The organism is Streptococcus penaeicida (assembly GCF_002887775.1).
Classification (GTDB): domain Bacteria; phylum Bacillota; class Bacilli; order Lactobacillales; family Streptococcaceae; genus Streptococcus; species Streptococcus penaeicida.
This window is the reverse complement of sequence record NZ_LOCM01000015.1, coordinates 175,466-196,044: the sequence shown is the minus strand read 5'-3', so window position 1 is coordinate 196,044 and position 20,579 is coordinate 175,466. Positions and strand designations below refer to the sequence as shown.

Here is a 20,579-nt window from a genome sequence, read left to right as displayed (position 1 = left end):
ATTTTGACAACTGGTCAAAGTCTTTTTTGTTATAATAAGGGTAATTATAAATAAGGAAGTTTATTATGAAAGAAATCAAGTGCCCCCATTGTCAAACTGTTTTTACCATTGACGAGTCGGAATATAGCCATCTACTAGCACAAGTTAGAGGTGAAGAATTTGAAAAAGAAATCAGCGAACGCTTACGTAATGAGCTAGCCTTGCATGATGAGAAGGCTAAAAATAATTTGCAGGAAGCTCTTAGTCAAAAAGATTCTGAAATCAACCACTTGCAAAATCAATTAGAGCAAAGTCTAAAAGATGCTCAATTTAATCAGGAAAAGGAATTGGCTAAAAAGAATGAACAGATTCTGTCTCTAGAAGCTAAGTTGGAAAAGATAGCTTCACAAAATGCTTTGGAATTAGCTAATAGTCTTTCTGATAAGGATAAGGAAGTAGTGGCTTTAAAAAACCAGTTGGAAAAACTTGAGTTGGAAAATCAAGCTAAGATGCAGTCCGCCCTAACTGATGTGGAGAAGGAACGTGACTCCCTTAAAAATGAATTATTACTGCAGGAAAAAGAAGCAGCCCTTTCCCTATCTTCTTTAAAGAGTGATTTCCAATCGCAATTAAAGGCAGCTAATGAGCAAGTTGAGTTCTACAAGAACTTTAAAGCGCAGCAATCAACCAAAGCCATTGGAGAAAGTTTGGAGCTTTACGCTGAAACAGAATTTAATAAGGTCCGGAGTTACGCTTTTCCAAATGCTCAATTTGCTAAGGATAATGCCTTATCCAGTCGGGGCTCTAAGGGTGATTATATTTATCGGGAGTGTGATGAGAACGGGGTGGAGATTTTGTCCATCATGTTTGAGATGAAGAATGAGGCTGATACTACAAAGACTAAGCATAAGAATAGTGATTTCTTCAAGGAGTTGGATCGAGATCGCCGTGAGAAGAACTGTGAATATGCGGTTTTGGTAACCATGTTGGAGGCTGAAAATGACTATTATAATACGGGTATTGTCGATGTCAGCCATGAATACGAGAAGATGTATGTGGTTCGGCCGCAACTCTTTATTCAATTGATTGGTCTTTTGCGAAATGCTGCGCTTAATAGCTTGAAATATAAGCAAGAGCTGGCCTTGGTTAAGGAACAGAATATTGATATTACCCACTTTGAAGAAGATTTAGATCATTTTAAAACTGCTTTTGCGAAAAACTATAATTCGGCCAGCAGTAACTTCAAAAAAGCCATCGATGAAATAGACAAGTCGATCAAACGGATGGAAGAAGTGAAACGCTTTTTAACGACCAGTGAGAATCAATTGCGTCTAGCAAACAATAAACTGGATGATGTCTCTGTCAAAAAACTGACCCGTCAAAATCCGACCATGGCTGCTAAATTTAAAGAACTTGGCAGTAGCGATTAGGTCTAATGGTTACATGTAAAGTTGATAAGCTTTGTAAAACTCCTTTTTGGAGTTTTTTCTCTTGTCAATTAAGTTTTAAAACAGTTATAATGATGAGAGTATAAGTCAAAGTAATGAAAGATAACGAGAAGTATGAACGGAATAATTAATGTCAAAAAAGAAGCTGGCATGACCTCTCACGATGTGGTTTTCAAACTGCGTCGCATTTTATGGGAAAAGAAAATTGGTCATGGTGGCACCTTAGATCCGGATGTGGTTGGTGTTTTACCAATTGCCGTTGGTAAGGCAACACGGGTAATTGAATACATGACTGAAGCCGGAAAAGTTTATGAGGGGCAAGTGACTTTAGGTTACTCAACCGATACAGAAGATGCTTCGGGTCAAGTGGTGGAAGAAACTCCTGTTAAGGAAGTCATTTCTGAAGAAGAGATTGATTTAGCTATGTCAAAGTTTGTCGGACAAATAACCCAGATTCCTCCCATGTATTCAGCTGTCAAAGTAAATGGCCGCAAATTGTATGAATATGCGCGTGCTGGTCAAGAGGTTGAACGTCCTCAGAGACAGGTGGCCATTTCGGAATTTGTCAGAACCAGTCCTGTGGAGATGATTAATGGTTTATGTCGTTTTAACTTCCGTGTGGCTTGTAGTAAAGGGACTTATGTTCGGACATTAGCAGTTGATTTAGGGAAATCCCTTGGTTATGCTAGTCACATGTCCTTGCTTGAACGTACGGCAGCGGCTGGGATGACTCTAGCTGATTCTTACAGCTTGGCCGATATCGAGAAAATGGTTGCTGATAAAGACTATTCTTTCCTCTTATCGATCGAGTATGGCGTATCGGATTTACCAAAACTAATGATCAACGATTGGGAGAAAACAGAAATTTCTTTTGGACGTCGGATAAGTCTGCCTAGTTCAGAGGAGCTCTTGGCGGTATTCCATCAGGATGAATTGGTTGCTGTTTTAGAAAAAGCAGATGAGGTCTATAAACCTAAAAAGGTTTTCTTATAATGAAAGTAAAAGTGAAAAAATGAAAGTTAAACAAATTACATCGGCGATTGATATTGACCAAGCTGAGGATACAGTATTGGTTCTAGGCTATTTTGATGGTCTTCATCGAGGCCATAAAGCGCTTTTTGATAAGGCTCGGGAGATTGCTGAGAAGGAGTCCTTAAAAATTGTGACCTTAACCTTTAATGAGACGCCGAAATTAGCCTTTGCGCGTTTCAACCCTGAATTACTGCTTCATATCGCCTACCCAGAGAAACGCTATGCCAAATTTGCTGAATATGGTGTTGATAGCCTTTATCTGATTGATTTCACAACAGCTTTTTCTAAGGTTTCTTCGGATGATTTTATCAAGGATTTTATTGGCAACCTTAAAGCGAAGCATATTGTTGTCGGTTTTGATTATAAATTTGGTCATAACCGGACAAATTCAGATTACTTGCAACGTAATTTTGAGGGAAAAGTTCATACTATAGAACAGGTTTCAGAAGAAGGGCGCAAAATTTCTTCAACATGGATTAGAGAATTGATTAAAGAAGGCCTTGTGGCGAAAGTCAATCAATTATTGGGCTATGAATTATCGACGCGTGGAATGGTCGTTCATGGGGATGCGCGTGGTCGGACATTAGGTTTTCCAACTGCAAACTTAGCTCCCATTGATCGGACTTATTTACCAGCTGATGGTGTATACGTTTCGGATGTTTTAGTGGCAGGTAAACGTTATCGGGCTATGACAAGTATCGGTAAGAATATTACCTTTGGTGGTACAGAATTGCGTTTAGAAGCAAACATTTTCGATTTTGATCAAGAAATTTATGGTGAATCCATTGAAATTATTTGGTTAGAAAAAATTAGAGAAATGACCAAATTTGAAGGAATTGAAGATTTGGTTGACCAATTAAATGCTGATAAAGAATTCGCCCTTAACTGGAAATAAAACCATTTTTCAAAGTTTAATTGTCATAAATCTTATCCTAAAAAAAGGATAGCCAATTTTATTAAATTTTTGTATAATAAGGTAAGTATATTGATAGAGGAAAAATATGGTCACCTTATTTTTATCACCTAGCTGTACCTCTTGTCGTAAGGCGAGGGCATGGCTTTTAAAACATGAAGTTAATTTTCAAGAACATAACATAATTACTAGTCCACTAAGTCGTGATGAGTTGATGGCTATTTTAGCCTTCACTGAGAACGGTACAGAGGATATTATTTCAACGCGATCAAAAGTTTTCCAAAAACTTAATATTGATGTTGATGAATTATCGATTTCTGATTTGATTACGCTTATTGCTGAAAATCCAAGTCTTTTACGTCGCCCAATCATCATGGACTCTAAGCGCATGCAGATTGGTTTTAATGAAGACGAGATTCGAGCATTTTTACCAAGAGATTACCGTAAACAAGAGTTGCGCCAAGCAACCATTAAAGCAGAAACTGAGGGCTAGTATGTCAGATAATTATTCTTATCCACTTGACATAAATTGGAGCACTGACGATATTACATCAGTGCTTTCTTTTTTAAATCAGGTTGAAAAAGCTTATGAATCTAAAGTAGAGGCAAGTCAAGTATTGCAGACTTATAAGGCTTTCAAGGAAGTTGTTCCAAGTATGTCTCAAGAAAAGCAGATTGACAAATCCTTTCAAAAATCAAGTGGTTATTCAAGCTATCAAGTTGTCAAAAAGGCAAAAGAAATTGAGAAAGGATTTTTTTCAATTGGAAGATAAGTTCTTATTTGCCCAGCAATTGATAAGAGAAGCAGGGCAATTTATCAAGAAAAAAATGACTGAGCAAGTGGCAATCACCATAAAAAGTCAAAATGATGATCTGGTCACTAACGTTGATCAGGAAACACAAGAGTTCATGATTGCAAAAATTTTGCAACAATATCCAGAAGATCATATCCTTGCTGAGGAAGACGAAGTTAGGCATCCCATTAATGATGGCAATGTCTGGGTTATCGATCCAATCGACGGGACAGTCAATTTTGTTGTTCAAAAAAATCAATTTGCAGTTATGGTAGCCTACTTTGAAGATGGAGTTGGTCAATTTGGTTGCATTTATGATGTGATGAACGATCTTTTATTGAGTGGTGGCGTAAATTTGAAAGTCACCTTGAATCAGCAAGAAGTTGCGCCTTACCAATCTAAACCACTGGATCGTGCCTTAATCGGATGTAACTCAGGTCTCTTTCTTACAAATGAATTTGGTGTTACCCATTTGATTAGTCATACTTTAGGGGTTCGGGTATATGGCGGAGCAGGAATCTCAATGCTCAAGGTCATGACGCAAGAATTAATGGCATACTTTTCACATATCCAACCCTGGGATTACGCGGCTGCCATGATAATTGGCAAGCAATTGGGATATTTGGTTAGGACTTTTGATGGGCAAGAGCCAGATTTCAAAACCCGCCAAAAGGTCATGTTTTTACCGGAATGTGAATTAAAGCATTTTGAAAATTATTTATCTGAGTAGTTTTCATCGCTTTTTTTTATCTTAATTTTTTTGTAAAGAATAGGTAAGGAATCTGTAAAAAAAAATTGCTTGTTTTGAAGCCAAAGCCCTTTAAATAGGGCAACAGATATGTTACTATTAAGATTGAGTTTGTTTAAAAAACTCCCTAACTTTTTAATGAATAGGAAATAATGAATTATGAAGAAGAAGTTCTTTTATCTCAGTATATTAGCACTGTCGACAGTGTTTTTAACAGCTTGTTCAAGTTGGATACAAAAAGGGGAATCTATTACCGCCGTTGGATCAACTGCCTTACAACCTCTTGTCGAAGCAACGGCGGATGAATTTGGGAAACATCATTTAGGCAAAACCATTAATGTCCAAGGTGGTGGTTCAGGTACTGGTTTGTCACAGGTACAATCACAATCTGTTCAAATCGGCAATAGTGATTTATTTGCTGAAGAAAAAGATGGAATCGATGCCTCTAAACTAGTCGACCATCAAGTTGCAGTAGCAGGTTTAGCGGTTATCGTAAATCCAAAAACAAAGGTTTCCAATTTAACAACTGACCAATTACGTCGCATTTTTTCTGGAGAATATACTAATTGGAAGCAAGTTGGGGGACAAGACTTAAAAATTTCAGTTATTAACCGGGCCGCAAGTTCTGGTTCTCGTGCGACCTTTGATAATGTTATTATGCAAGGTGTTAATGCTAAACAGAGTCAAGAACAAGATTCAAATGGTATGGTTAAATCCATTGTTTCTCAAACTCCTGGAGCTATTTCATACTTGGCTTTCTCATATGTCGATAAATCCGTAAAAGCTATTAATTTAAATGGTTTCTCACCAACTGCAGAACATGTTAAGACAAATGATTGGCCAATTTGGTCTTATGAACATATGTATACTTATGGCAAACCAGATGGTTTGACAAAAGAGTTTTTGGATTACATGTTATCAGAAAAAGTTCAGAAAAATATAGTAACACATATGGGTTACATTCCAATGACTGATATGAAAGTTATCAAGTCACATGATGGTAAAGTAACTAAAAAGTAACGAGGGAATTATGAATAATCAGGATTTAGCTAAAAACTTAGTCTCACCTTCTAAAAATTCACGTTTGGAGAAATTTGGTAAAACACTTACCTTCTTGTGTTTGGGACTAATTGTATTTATTGTTGCAATGATTCTTATTTTTGTTGCACAAAAAGGTCTATCAACTTTCTTTGTTGATAAAGTGAATATTTTCGACTTTCTATTTGGTCGCAAATGGGAACCAAGTATTAAAGATAAAAATGGTATTCCAATTCTTGGTGCCTTACCGATGATTAGTGGTTCATTTATGGTTACCATTTTATCAGCCTTAATAGCAACTCCTTTTGCCATTGGAGCAGCTGTCTTTATGACAGAAATTTCACCAAAATATGGTGCTAAATTGTTGCAGCCAGCTGTCGAATTGCTTGTCGGTATTCCATCAGTAGTTTATGGATTTATCGGTCTTCAAATTATCGTACCTTTCATGCGTAGCATTTTTGGTGGAACTGGGTTTGGTATATTGTCAGGGGTTTGTGTCCTCTTTGTTATGATTTTGCCTACTGTAACCTTTATGACTGTTGATAGTCTTAAAGCTGTTCCAAGACATTATCGTGAAGCAAGCATGGCCATGGGAGCTACAAGATGGCAAACCATTTGGCGTGTTGTCTTAAATGCAGCTCGTCCAGGAATTTTTACAGCCATTATCTTTGGTATGGCTAGAGCCTTTGGTGAAGCCTTGCGATTCAGATGGTCGTTGGTAATTCTGCCGTTATGCCAACTTCATTAACAACACCAGCAGCAACGTTAACATCAGTTTTAACAATGGGTATCGGTAATACCGTTATGGGAACTGTTCAAAATAACGTTCTTTGGTCATTAGCCCTAGTATTATTATTAATGAGTTTAGCCTTTAACTCATTGGTTAAATTAATTACGAAAGAGAGAAAGAGAAACTATGAACGCTAAGAAAGTCGATAAATTAGCAACAGGTATTCTGTATACCATTGCTGGAATTATTGTAGCTATTCTAGCTTCATTAATTCTTTTCATTCTTTTACGTGGACTTCCACACATTAGTTGGCATTTCCTTACTGGTAACTCATCTTCTTATGAAGCTGGTGGTGGTATTGGAATCCAACTTTACAATTCTTTCTTCCTCTTAGTGGTAACATTGATCATTTCAATTCCACTTTCAACAGGAGCTGGAATTTATTTAGCAGAATATGCTAAAAAAGGACCACTTACTAACTTCATCCGTACTTGTATTGAGATTCTATCTTCTTTACCATCAGTAGTTGTTGGTTTATTCGGTTATTTAATTTTCGTTGTACAATTTCAATATGGCTTTTCAATCATCTCCGGAGCTTTAGCCTTAACGGTATTTAATCTCCCACAGATGACTCGTAATGTTGAAGACAGTCTCTTGCATGTTCACCATACTCAAAGGGAAGCAGGACTTGCTCTTGGACTTTCAAGATGGGAAACTGTTTTCCATGTTGTTATTCCTGAAGCTCTTCCAAGTATCGTTACAGGGATTGTCTTAGCTTCTGGTCGTATTTTCGGTGAAGCAGCAGCATTAATTTATACTGCTGGTCAATCAGCGCCTGCTCTTGACTGGAGCAACTGGAATCCACTAAGTGTAACTAGTCCAATCTCTATTTTCCGTCAATCTGAGACCTTAGCGGTTCATATATGGAAAGTTAATAGTGAGGGAACAATTCCAGATGGTACTCTAGTATCTGCAGGAAGTGCAGCCGTATTATTAATCTTTATTCTAATTTTCAACTTATCAGCTCGTTTTATTGGTAAGAAATTACATTCACGATTGACAGCTGCTAAATAAGTATAGGAGAACATATGACAGAATATAATTGGGATGAACGTCATATCATGACTTTCCCTGAAGATAACCTAGCGTTATCAACCAAGGACTTACACGTTTACTATGGTGGTAACGAAGCTATCAAAGGGATTGATATGCAGTTCGAAAAAAATAAAATAACGGCCTTAATCGGCCCTTCTGGTTGTGGGAAATCGACTTATTTAAGAAGTTTAAACCGTATGAATGATACTATTGACATTGCTAAAGTAACTGGTCAAATTATGTATCATGGAATCGATATCAATCGACCAGAAATGAATGTTTTTGAAGTTAGAAAACATATCGGTATGGTTTTCCAAAGACCGAATCCATTTGCAAAATCAATTTATCGTAATATCACTTTTGCCCATGAACGTGCAGGAGTTAAAGATAAGAATGTATTAGATGAAATTGTTGAAACATCACTTAAACAAGCAGCTCTTTGGGACCAAGTAAAAGATGACCTTCATAAATCAGCCTTTACTCTCTCAGGAGGGCAACAACAACGCTTGTGTATTGCACGTGCTATCTCTGTTAAACCAGACATTTTGTTGATGGACGAACCTGCGTCAGCTTTGGACCCAATTGCAACCATGCAATTAGAAGAAACCATGTTTGAGCTAAAGAAAAACTATACCATTATTATTGTTACCCATAATATGCAACAAGCAGCACGTGCTAGTGATTATACTGCTTTCTTCTATTTAGGCGATTTAATCGAGTACGATAAAACAAGAAATATTTTCCAAAATGCACAATGTAAATCAACAAACGATTACGTTTCAGGTCATTTCGGATAGAAGGGAATATCATGACAGAACCTATATTACAAGTTAGAGATCTTTCTGTTTACTACAATAAAAAGAAGACCTTGAAAAATGTGACGCTTGATATTTACCCAAAAGAGATTACCTCTTTCATTGGTCCTTCAGGATCAGGTAAATCAACTTTATTAAGAGCTATTAATCGGATGAGTGATTTAAATCCAGAAGTAACTATCACGGGTTCAATTACTTATAATGGCCATAACATTTACAGCCCAAGAACAGATACCGTTGATCTTCGTAAAGAAATTGGAATGGTTTTCCAACAACCTAATCCATTTCCAATGTCAATTTATGAAAACGTTGTATTTGGTTTAAGAATCAAGGGAATTAAGGATAAACAAGTTTTAGATCAGGCTGTTGAATCTTCCCTAAAAGGAGCATCAATCTGGGATGAGGTCAAGGACCGTCTTCATGATTCTGCCTTAGGTCTATCTGGTGGGCAGCAACAACGTGTCTGCGTAGCCAGAGTACTTGCAACAAGTCCGCAAATCATTTTATTAGATGAGCCAACGTCAGCCTTGGACCCAATTTCTGCTGGTAAAATCGAAGAAACGTTATTTGCCTTAAAGAAAGACTACACAATGGTAGTTGTTACACGTTCAATGCAACAAGCTTCACGTTTATCTGACCGTACGGGCTTCTTCTTAGCTGGTGATTTATTAGAGTTTGGTAACACTAAGAAAATGTTTATGAATCCTGAACGTAAGGAAACAGAAGATTATATTTCTGGTAAGTTTGGTTAATAAAACCAATAGTTATAAGGAGAAACGATGTTAAGAACTAAGTTTGAAGAAGAATTAGATAAATTACATAACCAATTCTATTCTATGGGGACTGAAGTATTGGCTCAATTGAATAAATCGGTTAGAGCTTTTGTCAGTCATGACAGAGATTTAGCTAAAGAAGTAATTGAAGAAGATGTTGTTATCAACGAATTTGAAACAAAATTAGAAAAAAAATCGTTAGAAATTATTGCTTTACAACAGCCTGTATCAAATGACTTAAGAACTGTTATTACTGTTTTGAAAGCTTCAAGTGATATCGAACGGATTGGTGACCACGCTTCATCAATCTCAAAAGCTACCATCCGTATGAAGGGTGAAGAACGCATTCCTGTTGTTGAAGAACAAATCAACTTAATGGGGAAAGCCGTAAAACACATGGTTGAAGATGCATTGAATGCCTATATCAATCATGATGAAGCTAAGGCTTATGAAATTGCTGCTCATGATGAAGTGATTGATAATTTCTATCGTGAAATTCAAGCATTAGCCGTTGAAGAAATTAAGAAAACTCCAGATGCAGCTTTTGCTGGTAAAGAGTACTTCCAAGTTTTAATGTACTTAGAACGTATCGGTGATTATGCCCGTAATCTTTGCGAATGGATTGTTTATCTCAAGACAGGAAAGATTATTGAATTATAATCAAATATGATATAATAGTGGTTAGAAAGTTTTTTTCTAATCACTATTTTTCTTGATATTAACAAAGGAGATTTATGAAGACAGTAGAACATCTGGTTGAGAAATTTGTTCCGGAAAATTACAATATCTTTTTAGATATAAACCGTCAAAACAAGACTTTTTCAGGTAACGTTGCCATTAACGGTGAGGCTTTGGATCATCACGTCGCTTTTCATCAAAAAGACTTGGAAATCCATTCTGTATTATTAGACAATGAGGCCATCTCATTCCAGACTAACCATGACAACGAGACTGTAGAAGTTGATTTACCAGTAACTGGACTTATGACTTTAGTCATTGAATTCTCAGGTAAAATCACAGATAACATGACTGGGATTTATCCATCATATTACACCATTGATGGCCAACAAAAAGAGGTTATTTCGACTCAATTTGAAAGCCACTTTGCTCGCGAAGCCTTCCCGTGTATTGATGAGCCGCAAGCAAAAGCAACTTTCGATTTAAGCATTAAGTTTGACCAACAAGAAGGCGAAATTGTCCTTTCCAACATGCCAGAAATCAATGTTGACCTTCGTAAAGAGACAGGACTTTGGATTTTTGATACAACTCCTAAAATGTCTTCATATCTTCTTGCATTTGGCTTAGGGGAATTGCAGGGCTTAACAGCAAAATCAAAAAATGGTACTGAGGTTGGTATTTTTGCCACATTAGCCCATCCGAGTAGCTCTTTAGAATTTGCCTTGGATATCGCAGTCCGTGTCATTGATTTTTATGAAGATTACTTTGGTGTTAAATACCCAATTCCTCAATCTTACAACCTTGCCTTACCAGACTTTTCAGCTGGTGCCATGGAAAACTGGGGCTTAATCACTTACCGTGAAATTTATCTCTTAGTTGATAAAAATTCTACCGCAGCAAGCCGTCAACAAGTTGCCTTAGTAGTAGCCCATGAGTTAGCCCACCAATGGTTTGGTAACTTGGTAACCATGAAATGGTGGGATGACCTCTGGTTGAATGAAAGTTTTGCTAATATGATGGAATATGTATCAGTTGATGCTGTTGAACCATCTTGGAAAATCTTTGAAGACTTCCAGACAACTGGTGTACCTCTAGCTTTAAAACGTGATGCTACTGATGGTGTTCAATCTGTTCACGTAGATGTTAACCACCCTGATGAAATTAACACATTGTTTGATCCAGCGATCGTCTATGCTAAAGGTAGTCGTCTTATGCACATGTTAAGACGATGGATTGGTGATGCTGATTTTGCTAAAGGCTTAGGACTTTACTTTGAAAAACACCAATATGGTAACACAATTGGTCGTGATTTATGGGATGCTCTTGGTCAAACTTCTGGCAAAGATGTTGCTGCCTTTATGGATGCATGGTTAGAGCAACCTGGCTATCCTGTTGTGACGCTTTCAGTTGAGGGAGATAACTTACACATCAGTCAAAATCAATTCTTCATCGGTGAACATGAAGAAAGTGACCGCATTTGGCCAATTCCTTTAAATGCGAGTTGGACTGGTTTACCAGAAACACTCACAAAAAAAGAAATTGTCATTCCAAATTTTAGTCAACTTGCTCAAGCAAATCAAGGACCTTTACGTCTTAACACAGAGAATACAGCTCATTATATCTCTAATTATAAGGGGCAATTATTCCAAGATATTCAGGAGCACTTAAATTTCCTTGATCAAACAAGTTTACTGCAAATTATTCAAGAACGTCGCCTATTAGCTGAGAGTCAATTGATTTCATACTCTGAACTTGTACCATTAATTGCTTCACTTAAAGATGCTAAATCCTTTATGGTTGCCTCAGCTATCAATCAGGTTCTTGTTGGACTCAACCGTTTTGTTGACGAAGATACTACAGAGGAAGCAGCCTATAATCAGTTGGTAAAAGAGATTTTCCAAGCAGATTATGAATTACATGGTTTCGATAAAAAAGCTGATGAATCTGATGAAGCAGAAATGGTACGGCAAATTGCTTTAGGTAATTTAGTGACAACTGGTTACCAACCAGTTATCGATAAAGCTCATGACGTTTTTGGCAAATACGCAGATGATATCAGCAAATTACCAGCAGCAACTCGTCGTTTTGTCCTCGTAAACGAAATGAAACATTTTGAAACAGAAGACTTGCTTGATCAATACTTTGACACCTACATTGCTACTAACGATAATAATATTCGTGTTGACCTTGCTTTAGCTATGGCTAGAACTCATAGTCAAAAAGCTTTAGGAAGAATTCTTGTTAGTCTTAAAGATAAAGCCATTGTCAAACCACAAGATTTATCCATGTGGTATAATTTCCTTCTCTCTCAAGACTTTAGTCAAGAGAAAGTTTGGGAGTGGGGGCGTAGCGATTGGGAATGGATAAAAGCTGCCTTAGGTGGTGATATGAGCTTTGATAAGTTTGTTATCTACCCTGCAAATATCTTCAAAACCCAAATACGTTTAGATGAATATAAAGCTTTCTTTGAACCTAAACTAGATGATATGGCTATTAGCCGTAATATTAAAATGGGTATCAATGAAATTGCTGCTCGTGTGACCTTAATGGCTAATCAAAAAGAAGCTGTTTCAAATGCTTTAAAAGACAAGTCTGTTTAAAAAAGGTTGATTCTAAAGGATTAAGAATAGAGAGGTTGATTACCAAATGGGTCAACCTCTTTTTGGTGGAGTATCTAGTGTCAATCAATGCTTATTCTATCTGCTAGTCAATTGATAACTTCATATGTACATTACCAAGCGGAGCTAAATGCTATCCAAACTATTGGGTGGGGGATCAATTTTTCTCATATTCTAGCTTTTACGGACTATTTTTAGAAAAAGTTAAGGCAAATATGGTATGATTTATAGTAATAATAATGCTTTGGAAGACTTGTAAAGTTATAGGAGTTACGATGATAAAAATATTACTTGTAGAAGATGATCTTAGTTTATCAAATTCCATTTTTGATTTTTTGGATGATTTTGCTGATGTGATGCAGGTTTTTGATGGAGATGAAGGCTTATTTGAAGCTGAGAGTGGCGTCTATGATTTGATTTTATTAGATTTAATGCTTCCTGAAAAAAATGGTTTCCAAGTACTTAAAGAATTGCGAGAAAAAGATATTAAAACACCTGTCCTCATCATGACTGCTAAAGAAGGTTTGGATGACAAGGGACATGGTTTTGAACTTGGAGCTGATGATTATTTGACTAAACCTTTTTATTTGGAAGAATTAAAAATGCGCATCCAAGCCCTATTGAAGCGAACTGGCAAATTCAACCAACATCTTATCACTTATGGTGATTTAACGGTTGATTTAGACCGTAATGCCGTTATGGTCAACAATAAGAGCGTCGAATTACTGGGGAAAGAGTATGATTTGTTGATTTATTTGTTGCAAAATCAGAATGTTATTCTACCCAAATCACAAATTTTTGATCGCATTTGGGGTTTTGATAGTGATACAACAATTTCTGTAGTCGAGGTTTATGTTTCTAAAATTCGTAAAAAATTAAAAACAACCGATTTTGCTGCTCGTTTACAAACACTTAGAAGTGTTGGCTATATTCTAAAGACAAATGACTAAATATAAAGCGATTCTTAAATCTGATAACTTTGACCGATTTTTCCATTTCTTTGCTGTTTTCACTGGAATTTTCGTGGTTATGACGATTATCATTTTACAAATTATGAAAGTCGGGGTCTACTCTTCTGTCGATTCAAGTTTAACTTCGGTTGCTAACAATGCAACTACTTATGCAGATCGAACGATGGAACGGATTTCTTCCTTTTATTTCTACAGTCAAGACCTTAATATCAAAACTAATTTTGATGATCTTAAAAGTAAAGGTGGGGATCAACCAGTCGCTAATACTGACATCATTTTGTTCAGTTCAAATGGAACGGTTATTAATACATTCGATGCGCTCTCAAACTTTCATAATTTTTCCTTTAAGCGTAGTGATTTAAATGAAATTAAGACTCGTCGTTTAGTCAATTACTATGGCCATGAAGAAAAATTTCATACCATTACAGTTAGGGTTAATTCGAACAACTATCCCGCGGTTGCTTATTTAATGGCTGTTGTTAATGTAGAACAGTCTGAAAAAACGAGTGAGCGTTATGAAACTATTATTATTGTGGTTATGGCCACTTTCTGGCTGATTTCAATTTTAGCAAGTATTTACCTGGCTAATTGGAGTAGCAAACCTATTCTTGAAAGTTATGAAAAGCAGAAGATGTTTGTTGAGAATGCTAGTCATGAATTAAGGACGCCTCTGGCAGTACTTCAAAATCGCTTAGAATCTCTTTTCCGTAAGCCCAATGAAAGTATTCTTGATAATAGCGAAGCCATTGCGTCTAGCTTAGATGAAGTTCGTAACATGAGACTTCTGACGACGAATTTGCTTAATTTAGCCCGTCGGGATGATGGCATTAAACCAGAATTGGAACTAGTAGGACGCCCCTTTTTCGACGCTATTTTTGAGAATTACCAGTTAATCGCCGAAGAATATGGTAAAGGTTTTGAAGCTAATAACGCTATTACAAAGCCTTTCAAAATGGACAAGTCTTTGATGAAGCAGGTCATGACTATTCTTTTTGACAATGCCATCAAATATACTGATGATGACGGCAAGATTAGAATGTCGATTACTAGCAAGGATCGTTATCTAACGCTAAGAGTTGAGGACAATGGACCGGGTATTAAAGATTCTGATAAAAAGAAAATATTTGACCGTTTTTATAGGGTTGATAAAGCTAGAACTCGTAGTAGTGGGGGATTTGGTCTCGGCCTCGCTTTAGCACAACAAATTGTTAATGCATTAAAAGGGAGTATTCAAGTTAAGGACAATCATCCTAAAGGAACAGTATTTGAAGTAAAATTGCCAATAAACTAAAAAGAAGCCAGAAAGTGAATACTTCCTGGCTTTTTGGTGTTTGTTCAAAAGAAAAAAACTCCTGGTGGAGTTTTCATTGGATATTTATTAGCCAAGTTTTGCAGCAAGACGTGCTTTATCGCGGCTAGCTTTGTTAGCGTGAATCAAACCTTTTGATTCTGCTTTGTCGATGCTTGAAGAAGCAGCGCGGTAAAGCTCTTCAGTTGGGTTAGCTTCAAATGCTTTGATAGCAGTACGCATAGCTGATTTTTGTGCTGAATTTTTTTCGTTTGCTTTAACGTTTAATTCTGCACGTTTGATAGCTGATTTAATATTTGCCAATGTTTTCACCTCCGTATTAATCTAACTACACTATTATATAGAAATAATGTTTGTTTGGCAAGTCATATTCATTTTTTGATAAAAATTTCGTCAATTTTATGATCAGATGCCTTGTGAAGGATGATTTGAGCCCGGTTACGTGTTGGTTCAATATAATTTTCTAAGTTGACTAAGTTAATGGTCTTCCAAACATCTTTTGCAAAAGTAACGGCTTCATCGCGTGGCATAGCAGCATATTCTGTATAAAAACTGGTCTCATCATCTTTTGCTAGATCAAGAATACTTTCAAAGCGTTCAATGTACCAATTTTCAATATGTTTACTGTCGGCATCAATATAGATTGAAAAATCGAAGTAATCATTCATATATAGGCGATCATTTTGTTGATTTTGGAAAACATTGATCCCTTCAACGATTAAAAAGTCAGGACTTTCAATTGTCTGTTTTGTATCTGGTAAAATATCGTAAGTCTCGTGAGAGTAAACTGGGACTTCAGTGGTCACTCCATTTTTCATAGCATCTAGGAAGTTGAGAAGGAGTTCCATATTATATGACTCAGGAAAACCTTTGCGATTTAAGATGCCATGTTCTGTCAAATAATCATTTGGGTAAAGAAATCCATCTGTCGTAACTAATTCTACCTTGCTAGATTTGAATGTTCTGGATAGAAGCAGTTGTAGTAGGCGACTTGTTGTCGATTTGCCGACAGCCACTGAGCCAGATATTCCGATGATAAACGGTCTATAGTGAGCATCTTTTTTCAAAAAAAGACTCTTTGAGAAAGATAGATTCTCTTGATTGATTTTATAGATTTGAATCAGATTTAGTAATGGTAGGTAGACTTCAATAACATCATTAATATTGATATTATCGTTCAAACTTTTAATGGTTTCTAGTTCATCTTCAGTTAATAAGGGACGCGATTTTTGATGGAGCAATTTCCATGATTCTCGAGACATTTTGATAAAATTGATAAATTCGTTAGTCATATGATCTCCTATTTGAGTGACAATAGGCTTATTATATCATGTTGAAAAAAAAATTAAAAAAATTTTCAACTATTATTTGGAAAAATCACATATTTAGCAAGCATGTAAGCGCTACATTCAGTTATTCATAAATCTTTAATAATTATAAATCTCAATGTTCGCTTTTAACGAACGATTATAAGCGAAAGCTTGAAAATCAAGCGTCTTGTAAACCATTTCAAAGTATGTTAGAATGTATAAGCATCTAAAATGGATAGGAAACGCTATGAGTAAAATGTATTACGATGAAAATCCAGATAGTCAACATGACATCCATGAATTAAAAGTGGTCCTTTTGGATCAATCTTTTATTTTTTATTCTGATTCTGGTGTTTTTTCAAAAAAAATGATAGATTTTGGTAGTCAAGTCTTGCTCTCTACACTATCATTTAAAAAAGGAGAAAAGTTACTTGATGTTGGCTGTGGTTATGGTCCACTAGGCATTAGTTTGGCTAAAGCCCAAGGTCTTGAAGCAACTTTAATTGACATCAATAATCGTGCTATTGAATTAGCAAAAAAGAATGCTATTAAAAATAATGTCAATGTCACAATCTATCAATCTAATATTTATGAACAAGTGAATGGTTCTTTTGACCATATCATTAGCAATCCTCCTATTAGGGCTGGAAAAAAAGTTGTTCACGAAATTATTGAAAAGGCTTATGATTTTCTGAATGAAAATGGTGACCTGACAATTGTTATTCAAAAAAAACAAGGGGCGCCGAGTGCTAAAGAAAAAATGGAAAGCATTTTTGGTAATGTGGAAATACTAAAAAAAGATAAAGGCTATTATATTTTAAGGAGTGTTAAAGCATGAGAGCCGTAGATTTAATTCAGAAAAAAAGAGATGGCAAGGAATTGTCAACTCAAGAGATAGAATGGTTAATTTCAAACTATGCTAAAGGTGATGTTCCCGACTATCAAATGTCTGCTTTCGCTATGGCAGTTTATTTTAAAGGAATGTCAACTCGCGAAACCAGAGATTTAACCATGAGCATGGTCGCAACTGGCGAACAAATTGATTTGTCAGCTATTTCAGGAGTGAAAACAGACAAACACTCAACAGGTGGCGTGGGTGATAAGGTCACTTTAATCCTGGTACCATTAGTAGCTAGCTTTGGTGTGCCTGTTGCCAAAATGAGTGGTCGTGGATTAGGCCATACTGGTGGAACACTTGATAAATTAGAATCTATAAAAGGATATAATATCAACATTAGCCAGGAAGATTTTATTAAACAAGTCCAAGATATTGGATTGTCAGTTATTGGTCAATCAGATCAATTGGTTAAGGCTGATAAACTTTTATATGGCCTTCGTGATGTCACTGCAACAGTTGATATTATTCCATTAATAGCTAGTTCAGTGATGAGTAAAAAAATTGCTGCTGGAGCTGATAGTATTTTATTGGATGTTACTGTCGGTGATGGTGCTTTTATGAAAACCCTTGAGGATGCTGAAAAATTATCACGTCTCATGGTTGACCTAGGTAAAGAAGTCGGTCGAAAAACAGTAGCTGTTATCACAAATATGAGTCAACCTGTCGGACAAGCTATCGGTAACCGTTTAGAGGTACTAGAAGCAATCCAAATTATGCAAGGGAAAGGGAGAACTGATGTCACTGATTTTATCTGTGAATTAGGACAGTTAATGCTAGAACTTGCAGGTGTGAGCAAATCACTAAATGACATCAGAGACCATTTGGTGTCAGGTCAAGCACTTAAAAAGTTTGAGGAAATGATTATACGTCAAGGTGGCGATTTGGAGGATCTATACCGACCTGCAAATGTTAGTCATAAGATAGAGATTTTAGTCAAGGAAAGTGGTTTCGTTACCGAATTGCCTGCTTTAGAATTTGGTCTGTTTGCTATGAAATTAGGTGCAGGTAGAGCGGTCAAAACTGATTCATTAGATTATGAAACAGGTATTGTTTTTGATAAAAAAGTAGGAGACAAAGTCACAAGCGGAGACCGTATTGCAGTCATCTATTCTAACATAGAATTATCTGAAAATGTGATTACAGAATTCGAAAAAAATGTTAAAATAGGAGTAGAGCCAATCGCTCCTAAAGAGATCTTAGAAATCATTTCTTGAGGTAAAAATATGAATATTAACAAATACATTGATCATACATTATTGAAAGCAGATAGTGTCAAAGATCAAATTGATCAATTATTGCAAGAAGCAAAAGAATTTGATTTTGCAAGCGTTTGTGTAAATCCTTCTTGGGTTTCATATTGTGCAAAAGAATTAACAGGTACTGACGTTAAAGTTTGTACGGTAGTAGGCTTCCCTCTTGGTGCTACAACTTCAGAAACAAAGTCTTTTGAAACAAAAAATGCCATTGCTAATGGTGCAGATGAGATTGATATGGTTATCAATATCGGAGCCCTTAAACAAGGTGATTTCGAAACTGTTGAAAAAGATATTAAAGCTGTAGTTGATGCAAGCGGAGATAAACTAGTTAAAGTTATTATTGAAGCATGCTTATTAACAGATGAACAAAAAGTTAAGGCATGTACTCTAGTAGTGAATGCTGGCGCAGATTTTGTTAAAACATCAACTGGTTTTTCGACTGGTGGCGCTACTGTCTCTGATGTTAAGTTAATGCGTCAAACAGTTGGTCCAGATATTGGTGTTAAAGCAGCTGGTGGCGCTCGATCTCTTGAAGATGCTCTAGCCTTTATTGAGGCAGGCGCTACAAGAATTGGAACTTCGTCTGGTGTGAAAATTATCAACGGAGAAATTGCAAATGGTGGCTACTAAGATTGAAATTGAAGCAATGGAAGCTAGCAAAAATGCTTACGTTCCATATTCTCACTTTCCTGTTGGAGCAGCAATTTTAACAAGTAAAGGCAAAATTTTCACAGGATGTAATATTGAAAATGCTAGTTTTGGATTAACCAATTGTGCTGAAAGGACAGCTATTTTTAAAGCTGTTTCGGAAGGTTACAAAGAATTGACTGAAATTGCCATTTTCGGTAAAACGCATGAGCCAGTTTCCCCATGCGGTGCCTGTCGCCAAGTTATGGCAGAATTTTTTGCACCGACAGCTAAAGTAACTCTTATTGCAAAAGATGGTTCGACTAGTTTGACAACTGTTGGTGAGTTACTTCCATATTCTTTCACAGATTTATCATAATCTGTCTTTAAATTTTGTTATTTAGCCATAAGGCTATATATATTTTTTCAGCAAGCGATTGCTAGAAACATTTTTAGGAGGGTTCATTTTCATGAACAAGAAATTTATTGGTCTTAGTTTAGCTTCTGTAGCTTTATTGAGTTTGGCAGCATGTGGACATCGTGGTCCTTCAAAATCTGACAGCAAAAATGCAAAAACAGATTTAAAAGTTGCTATGGTTACTGACACTGGTGGTGTTGATGATAAATCATTCAACCAATCAGCTTGGGAAGGTATGCAAGCTTGGGGTAAAGAAAACGGTCTTAAAAAAGGTTCTGGTTTCAACTACTTCCAATCTAACAGCGAATCTGAGTATGCAACAAATATGGATACTGCAGTAGCAGATGGTTACAAAGTAATCTACGGAATTGGATTCTCTCTTAAAGATTCAATTTCTAAAGCAGCAAAAGACAACGCTGACACTAAATATGTTATCGTTGATGATGTTGTTGAAGGACAAGACAATGTTGCAAGTGTAACATTTGCTGATCACGAAGCAGCTTACCTTGCAGGTATTGCAGCAGCTAAAACAACTAAAACTAAAACTGTTGGTTTCATCGGTGGTATGGAAGGTACTGTAATCACTCGTTTTGAAAAAGGTTTCATTGCTGGTGTTAAATCAGTTGACGATACTATCAAAGTAAAAGTTGATTATGCTGGATCATTTGCTGATGCTGCTAAAGGTAAAACAATCGCTGCAGCACAATATGCTGGTGGCGCAGACGTAATCTACCAAGCAGCTGGTGGTACTGGTGCTGGTGTATTTAACGAAGCTAAAGCTGAAAATGAGAAAAAAGCTGAATCTGAAAAAGTTTGGGTTATCGGTGTAGACCGTGACCAAAAAGAAGAAGGAAACTACACTTCTAAAGATGGCAAAAAAGCTAATTTTGTATTAGCTTCATCAATCAAACAAGTTGGTAAAGCGGTTCAACTTATCAATAAACTTGTTGAAGATGACAAATTCCCAGGTGGAAAAACTACAGTTTATGGTCTTAAAGACGGTGGTGTTGACATCGCTTCAACTAACCTTTCTGACGATGCTGTAAAAGCAATCAAAGAAGCTAAAGATAAAATTATTGCTGGTGACATCAAAGTTCCAGAAAAATAATCCTAAATGTTGAGCGACCTT

Annotated in this window: 21 protein-coding genes and 1 pseudogene; 20 read left to right on the top strand and 2 right to left on the bottom strand. The window is 36.3% G+C overall.

Annotation, left to right across the window (positions count from 1 at the left end):
* Nucleotides 1–65 precede the first annotated feature (65 nt).
* The 15 genes and pseudogenes from AT575_RS03880 to AT575_RS03810 all read left to right on the top strand — a co-directional run bounded on the left by AT575_RS03880 (nucleotide 66) and on the right by AT575_RS03810 (nucleotide 14,923).
* Nucleotides 66–1,409: a DUF2130 domain-containing protein gene (locus AT575_RS03880; protein ID WP_102777239.1), complete on the top strand. Its 1,344-nt coding sequence runs from the start codon at nucleotides 66–68 to the stop codon at nucleotides 1,407–1,409.
* Between the two features lie 132 nt (nucleotides 1,410–1,541).
* Nucleotides 1,542–2,420, top strand: coding sequence for a tRNA pseudouridine(55) synthase TruB (truB, locus tag AT575_RS03875; RefSeq protein ID WP_102777238.1), 879 nt, complete (start codon nucleotides 1,542–1,544; stop codon nucleotides 2,418–2,420).
* Between the two features lie 19 nt (nucleotides 2,421–2,439).
* On the top strand, nucleotides 2,440–3,354 hold the full coding sequence (locus AT575_RS03870; protein WP_102777237.1) for a bifunctional riboflavin kinase/FAD synthetase: 915 nt from the start codon (nucleotides 2,440–2,442) through the stop codon (nucleotides 3,352–3,354).
* 106 nt (nucleotides 3,355–3,460) lie between these two features.
* Nucleotides 3,461–3,865: a Spx/MgsR family RNA polymerase-binding regulatory protein gene (locus AT575_RS03865; protein WP_102777236.1), complete on the top strand. Its 405-nt coding sequence runs from the start codon at nucleotides 3,461–3,463 to the stop codon at nucleotides 3,863–3,865.
* Nucleotide 3,866: 1 nt separating this feature from the next.
* Entirely contained in the window at nucleotides 3,867–4,145 is a 279-nt protein-coding gene (locus AT575_RS03860) for a UPF0223 family protein (RefSeq protein WP_102777235.1), read from the top strand.
* Nucleotides 4,135–4,896 (top strand): inositol monophosphatase family protein, encoded by a 762-nt coding sequence (locus AT575_RS03855; protein ID WP_102777234.1) that lies wholly within the window; start codon nucleotides 4,135–4,137, stop codon nucleotides 4,894–4,896. Before AT575_RS03860 ends, AT575_RS03855 begins: the two co-directional genes overlap by 11 nt.
* A 177-nt stretch (nucleotides 4,897–5,073) precedes the next feature.
* Nucleotides 5,074–5,934: a phosphate ABC transporter substrate-binding protein PstS family protein gene (locus AT575_RS03850; protein WP_102777233.1), complete on the top strand. Its 861-nt coding sequence runs from the start codon at nucleotides 5,074–5,076 to the stop codon at nucleotides 5,932–5,934.
* A gap of 10 nt (nucleotides 5,935–5,944) precedes the next feature.
* A pseudogene (pstC, locus tag AT575_RS03845) lies at nucleotides 5,945–6,879 on the top strand (phosphate ABC transporter permease subunit PstC).
* Entirely contained in the window at nucleotides 6,869–7,756 is an 888-nt protein-coding gene (gene pstA / locus AT575_RS03840) for a phosphate ABC transporter permease PstA (RefSeq protein ID WP_102777232.1), read from the top strand. The pseudogene pstC and the gene pstA overlap by 11 nt, the downstream one beginning before the upstream one ends.
* Before the next feature lie 14 nt (nucleotides 7,757–7,770).
* Nucleotides 7,771–8,574: a phosphate ABC transporter ATP-binding protein PstB gene (gene pstB / locus AT575_RS03835; RefSeq protein ID WP_102777231.1), complete on the top strand. Its 804-nt coding sequence runs from the start codon at nucleotides 7,771–7,773 to the stop codon at nucleotides 8,572–8,574.
* Between the two features lie 11 nt (nucleotides 8,575–8,585).
* A complete protein-coding gene (gene pstB / locus AT575_RS03830; protein ID WP_102777230.1) occupies nucleotides 8,586–9,344 on the top strand; it encodes a phosphate ABC transporter ATP-binding protein PstB in 759 nt (252 codons plus the stop codon).
* 27 nt (nucleotides 9,345–9,371) lie between these two features.
* Nucleotides 9,372–10,025 (top strand): phosphate signaling complex protein PhoU, encoded by a 654-nt coding sequence (gene phoU / locus AT575_RS03825; protein WP_102777229.1) that lies wholly within the window; start codon nucleotides 9,372–9,374, stop codon nucleotides 10,023–10,025.
* Between the two features lie 74 nt (nucleotides 10,026–10,099).
* Nucleotides 10,100–12,643 carry a M1 family metallopeptidase gene (locus AT575_RS03820; RefSeq protein WP_102777228.1) on the top strand — a complete coding sequence of 848 codons (2,544 nt, stop codon included), beginning with the start codon at nucleotides 10,100–10,102 and terminating at the stop codon, nucleotides 12,641–12,643.
* A 293-nt stretch (nucleotides 12,644–12,936) separates the two neighbouring features.
* Nucleotides 12,937–13,611: a response regulator transcription factor gene (locus tag AT575_RS03815; RefSeq protein WP_102777227.1), complete on the top strand. Its 675-nt coding sequence runs from the start codon at nucleotides 12,937–12,939 to the stop codon at nucleotides 13,609–13,611.
* Nucleotides 13,604–14,923: a sensor histidine kinase gene (locus AT575_RS03810; protein ID WP_102777226.1), complete on the top strand. Its 1,320-nt coding sequence runs from the start codon at nucleotides 13,604–13,606 to the stop codon at nucleotides 14,921–14,923. Before AT575_RS03815 ends, AT575_RS03810 begins: the two co-directional genes overlap by 8 nt.
* 87 nt (nucleotides 14,924–15,010) lie before the next feature.
* Here the strand turns inward: AT575_RS03810 and rpsT are convergent, their stop codons facing one another.
* Nucleotides 15,011–15,253, bottom strand: a complete 243-nt coding sequence (gene rpsT, locus AT575_RS03805; RefSeq protein WP_165778641.1) for a 30S ribosomal protein S20 — start codon at nucleotides 15,251–15,253, stop codon at nucleotides 15,011–15,013.
* A gap of 59 nt (nucleotides 15,254–15,312) precedes the next feature.
* Nucleotides 15,313–16,233, bottom strand: coding sequence for a type I pantothenate kinase (coaA, locus tag AT575_RS03800; RefSeq protein ID WP_102777224.1), 921 nt, complete (start codon nucleotides 16,231–16,233; stop codon nucleotides 15,313–15,315).
* A gap of 265 nt (nucleotides 16,234–16,498) precedes the next feature.
* Here coaA and AT575_RS03795 point away from each other — a divergent pair, with 265 nt between their 5' ends.
* From AT575_RS03795 to AT575_RS03775, 5 genes are all read left to right on the top strand, one after another.
* Complete coding sequence (locus AT575_RS03795) at nucleotides 16,499–17,089, top strand: class I SAM-dependent methyltransferase (RefSeq protein ID WP_281254341.1); 591 nt, start codon at nucleotides 16,499–16,501, stop codon at nucleotides 17,087–17,089.
* Complete coding sequence (locus tag AT575_RS03790; protein ID WP_102777222.1) at nucleotides 17,086–18,363, top strand: pyrimidine-nucleoside phosphorylase; 1,278 nt, start codon at nucleotides 17,086–17,088, stop codon at nucleotides 18,361–18,363. Before AT575_RS03795 ends, AT575_RS03790 begins: the two co-directional genes overlap by 4 nt.
* 9 nt (nucleotides 18,364–18,372) lie before the next feature.
* Nucleotides 18,373–19,035 (top strand): deoxyribose-phosphate aldolase, encoded by a 663-nt coding sequence (deoC, locus tag AT575_RS03785; RefSeq protein WP_102777221.1) that lies wholly within the window; start codon nucleotides 18,373–18,375, stop codon nucleotides 19,033–19,035.
* Nucleotides 19,022–19,411, top strand: coding sequence for a cytidine deaminase (locus tag AT575_RS03780; protein ID WP_102777220.1), 390 nt, complete (start codon nucleotides 19,022–19,024; stop codon nucleotides 19,409–19,411). Before deoC ends, AT575_RS03780 begins: the two co-directional genes overlap by 14 nt.
* 91 nt (nucleotides 19,412–19,502) lie before the next feature.
* A complete protein-coding gene (locus tag AT575_RS03775) occupies nucleotides 19,503–20,558 on the top strand; it encodes a BMP family lipoprotein (protein WP_102777219.1) in 1,056 nt (351 codons plus the stop codon).
* The last annotated feature ends 21 nt before the right edge of the window (nucleotides 20,559–20,579 follow it).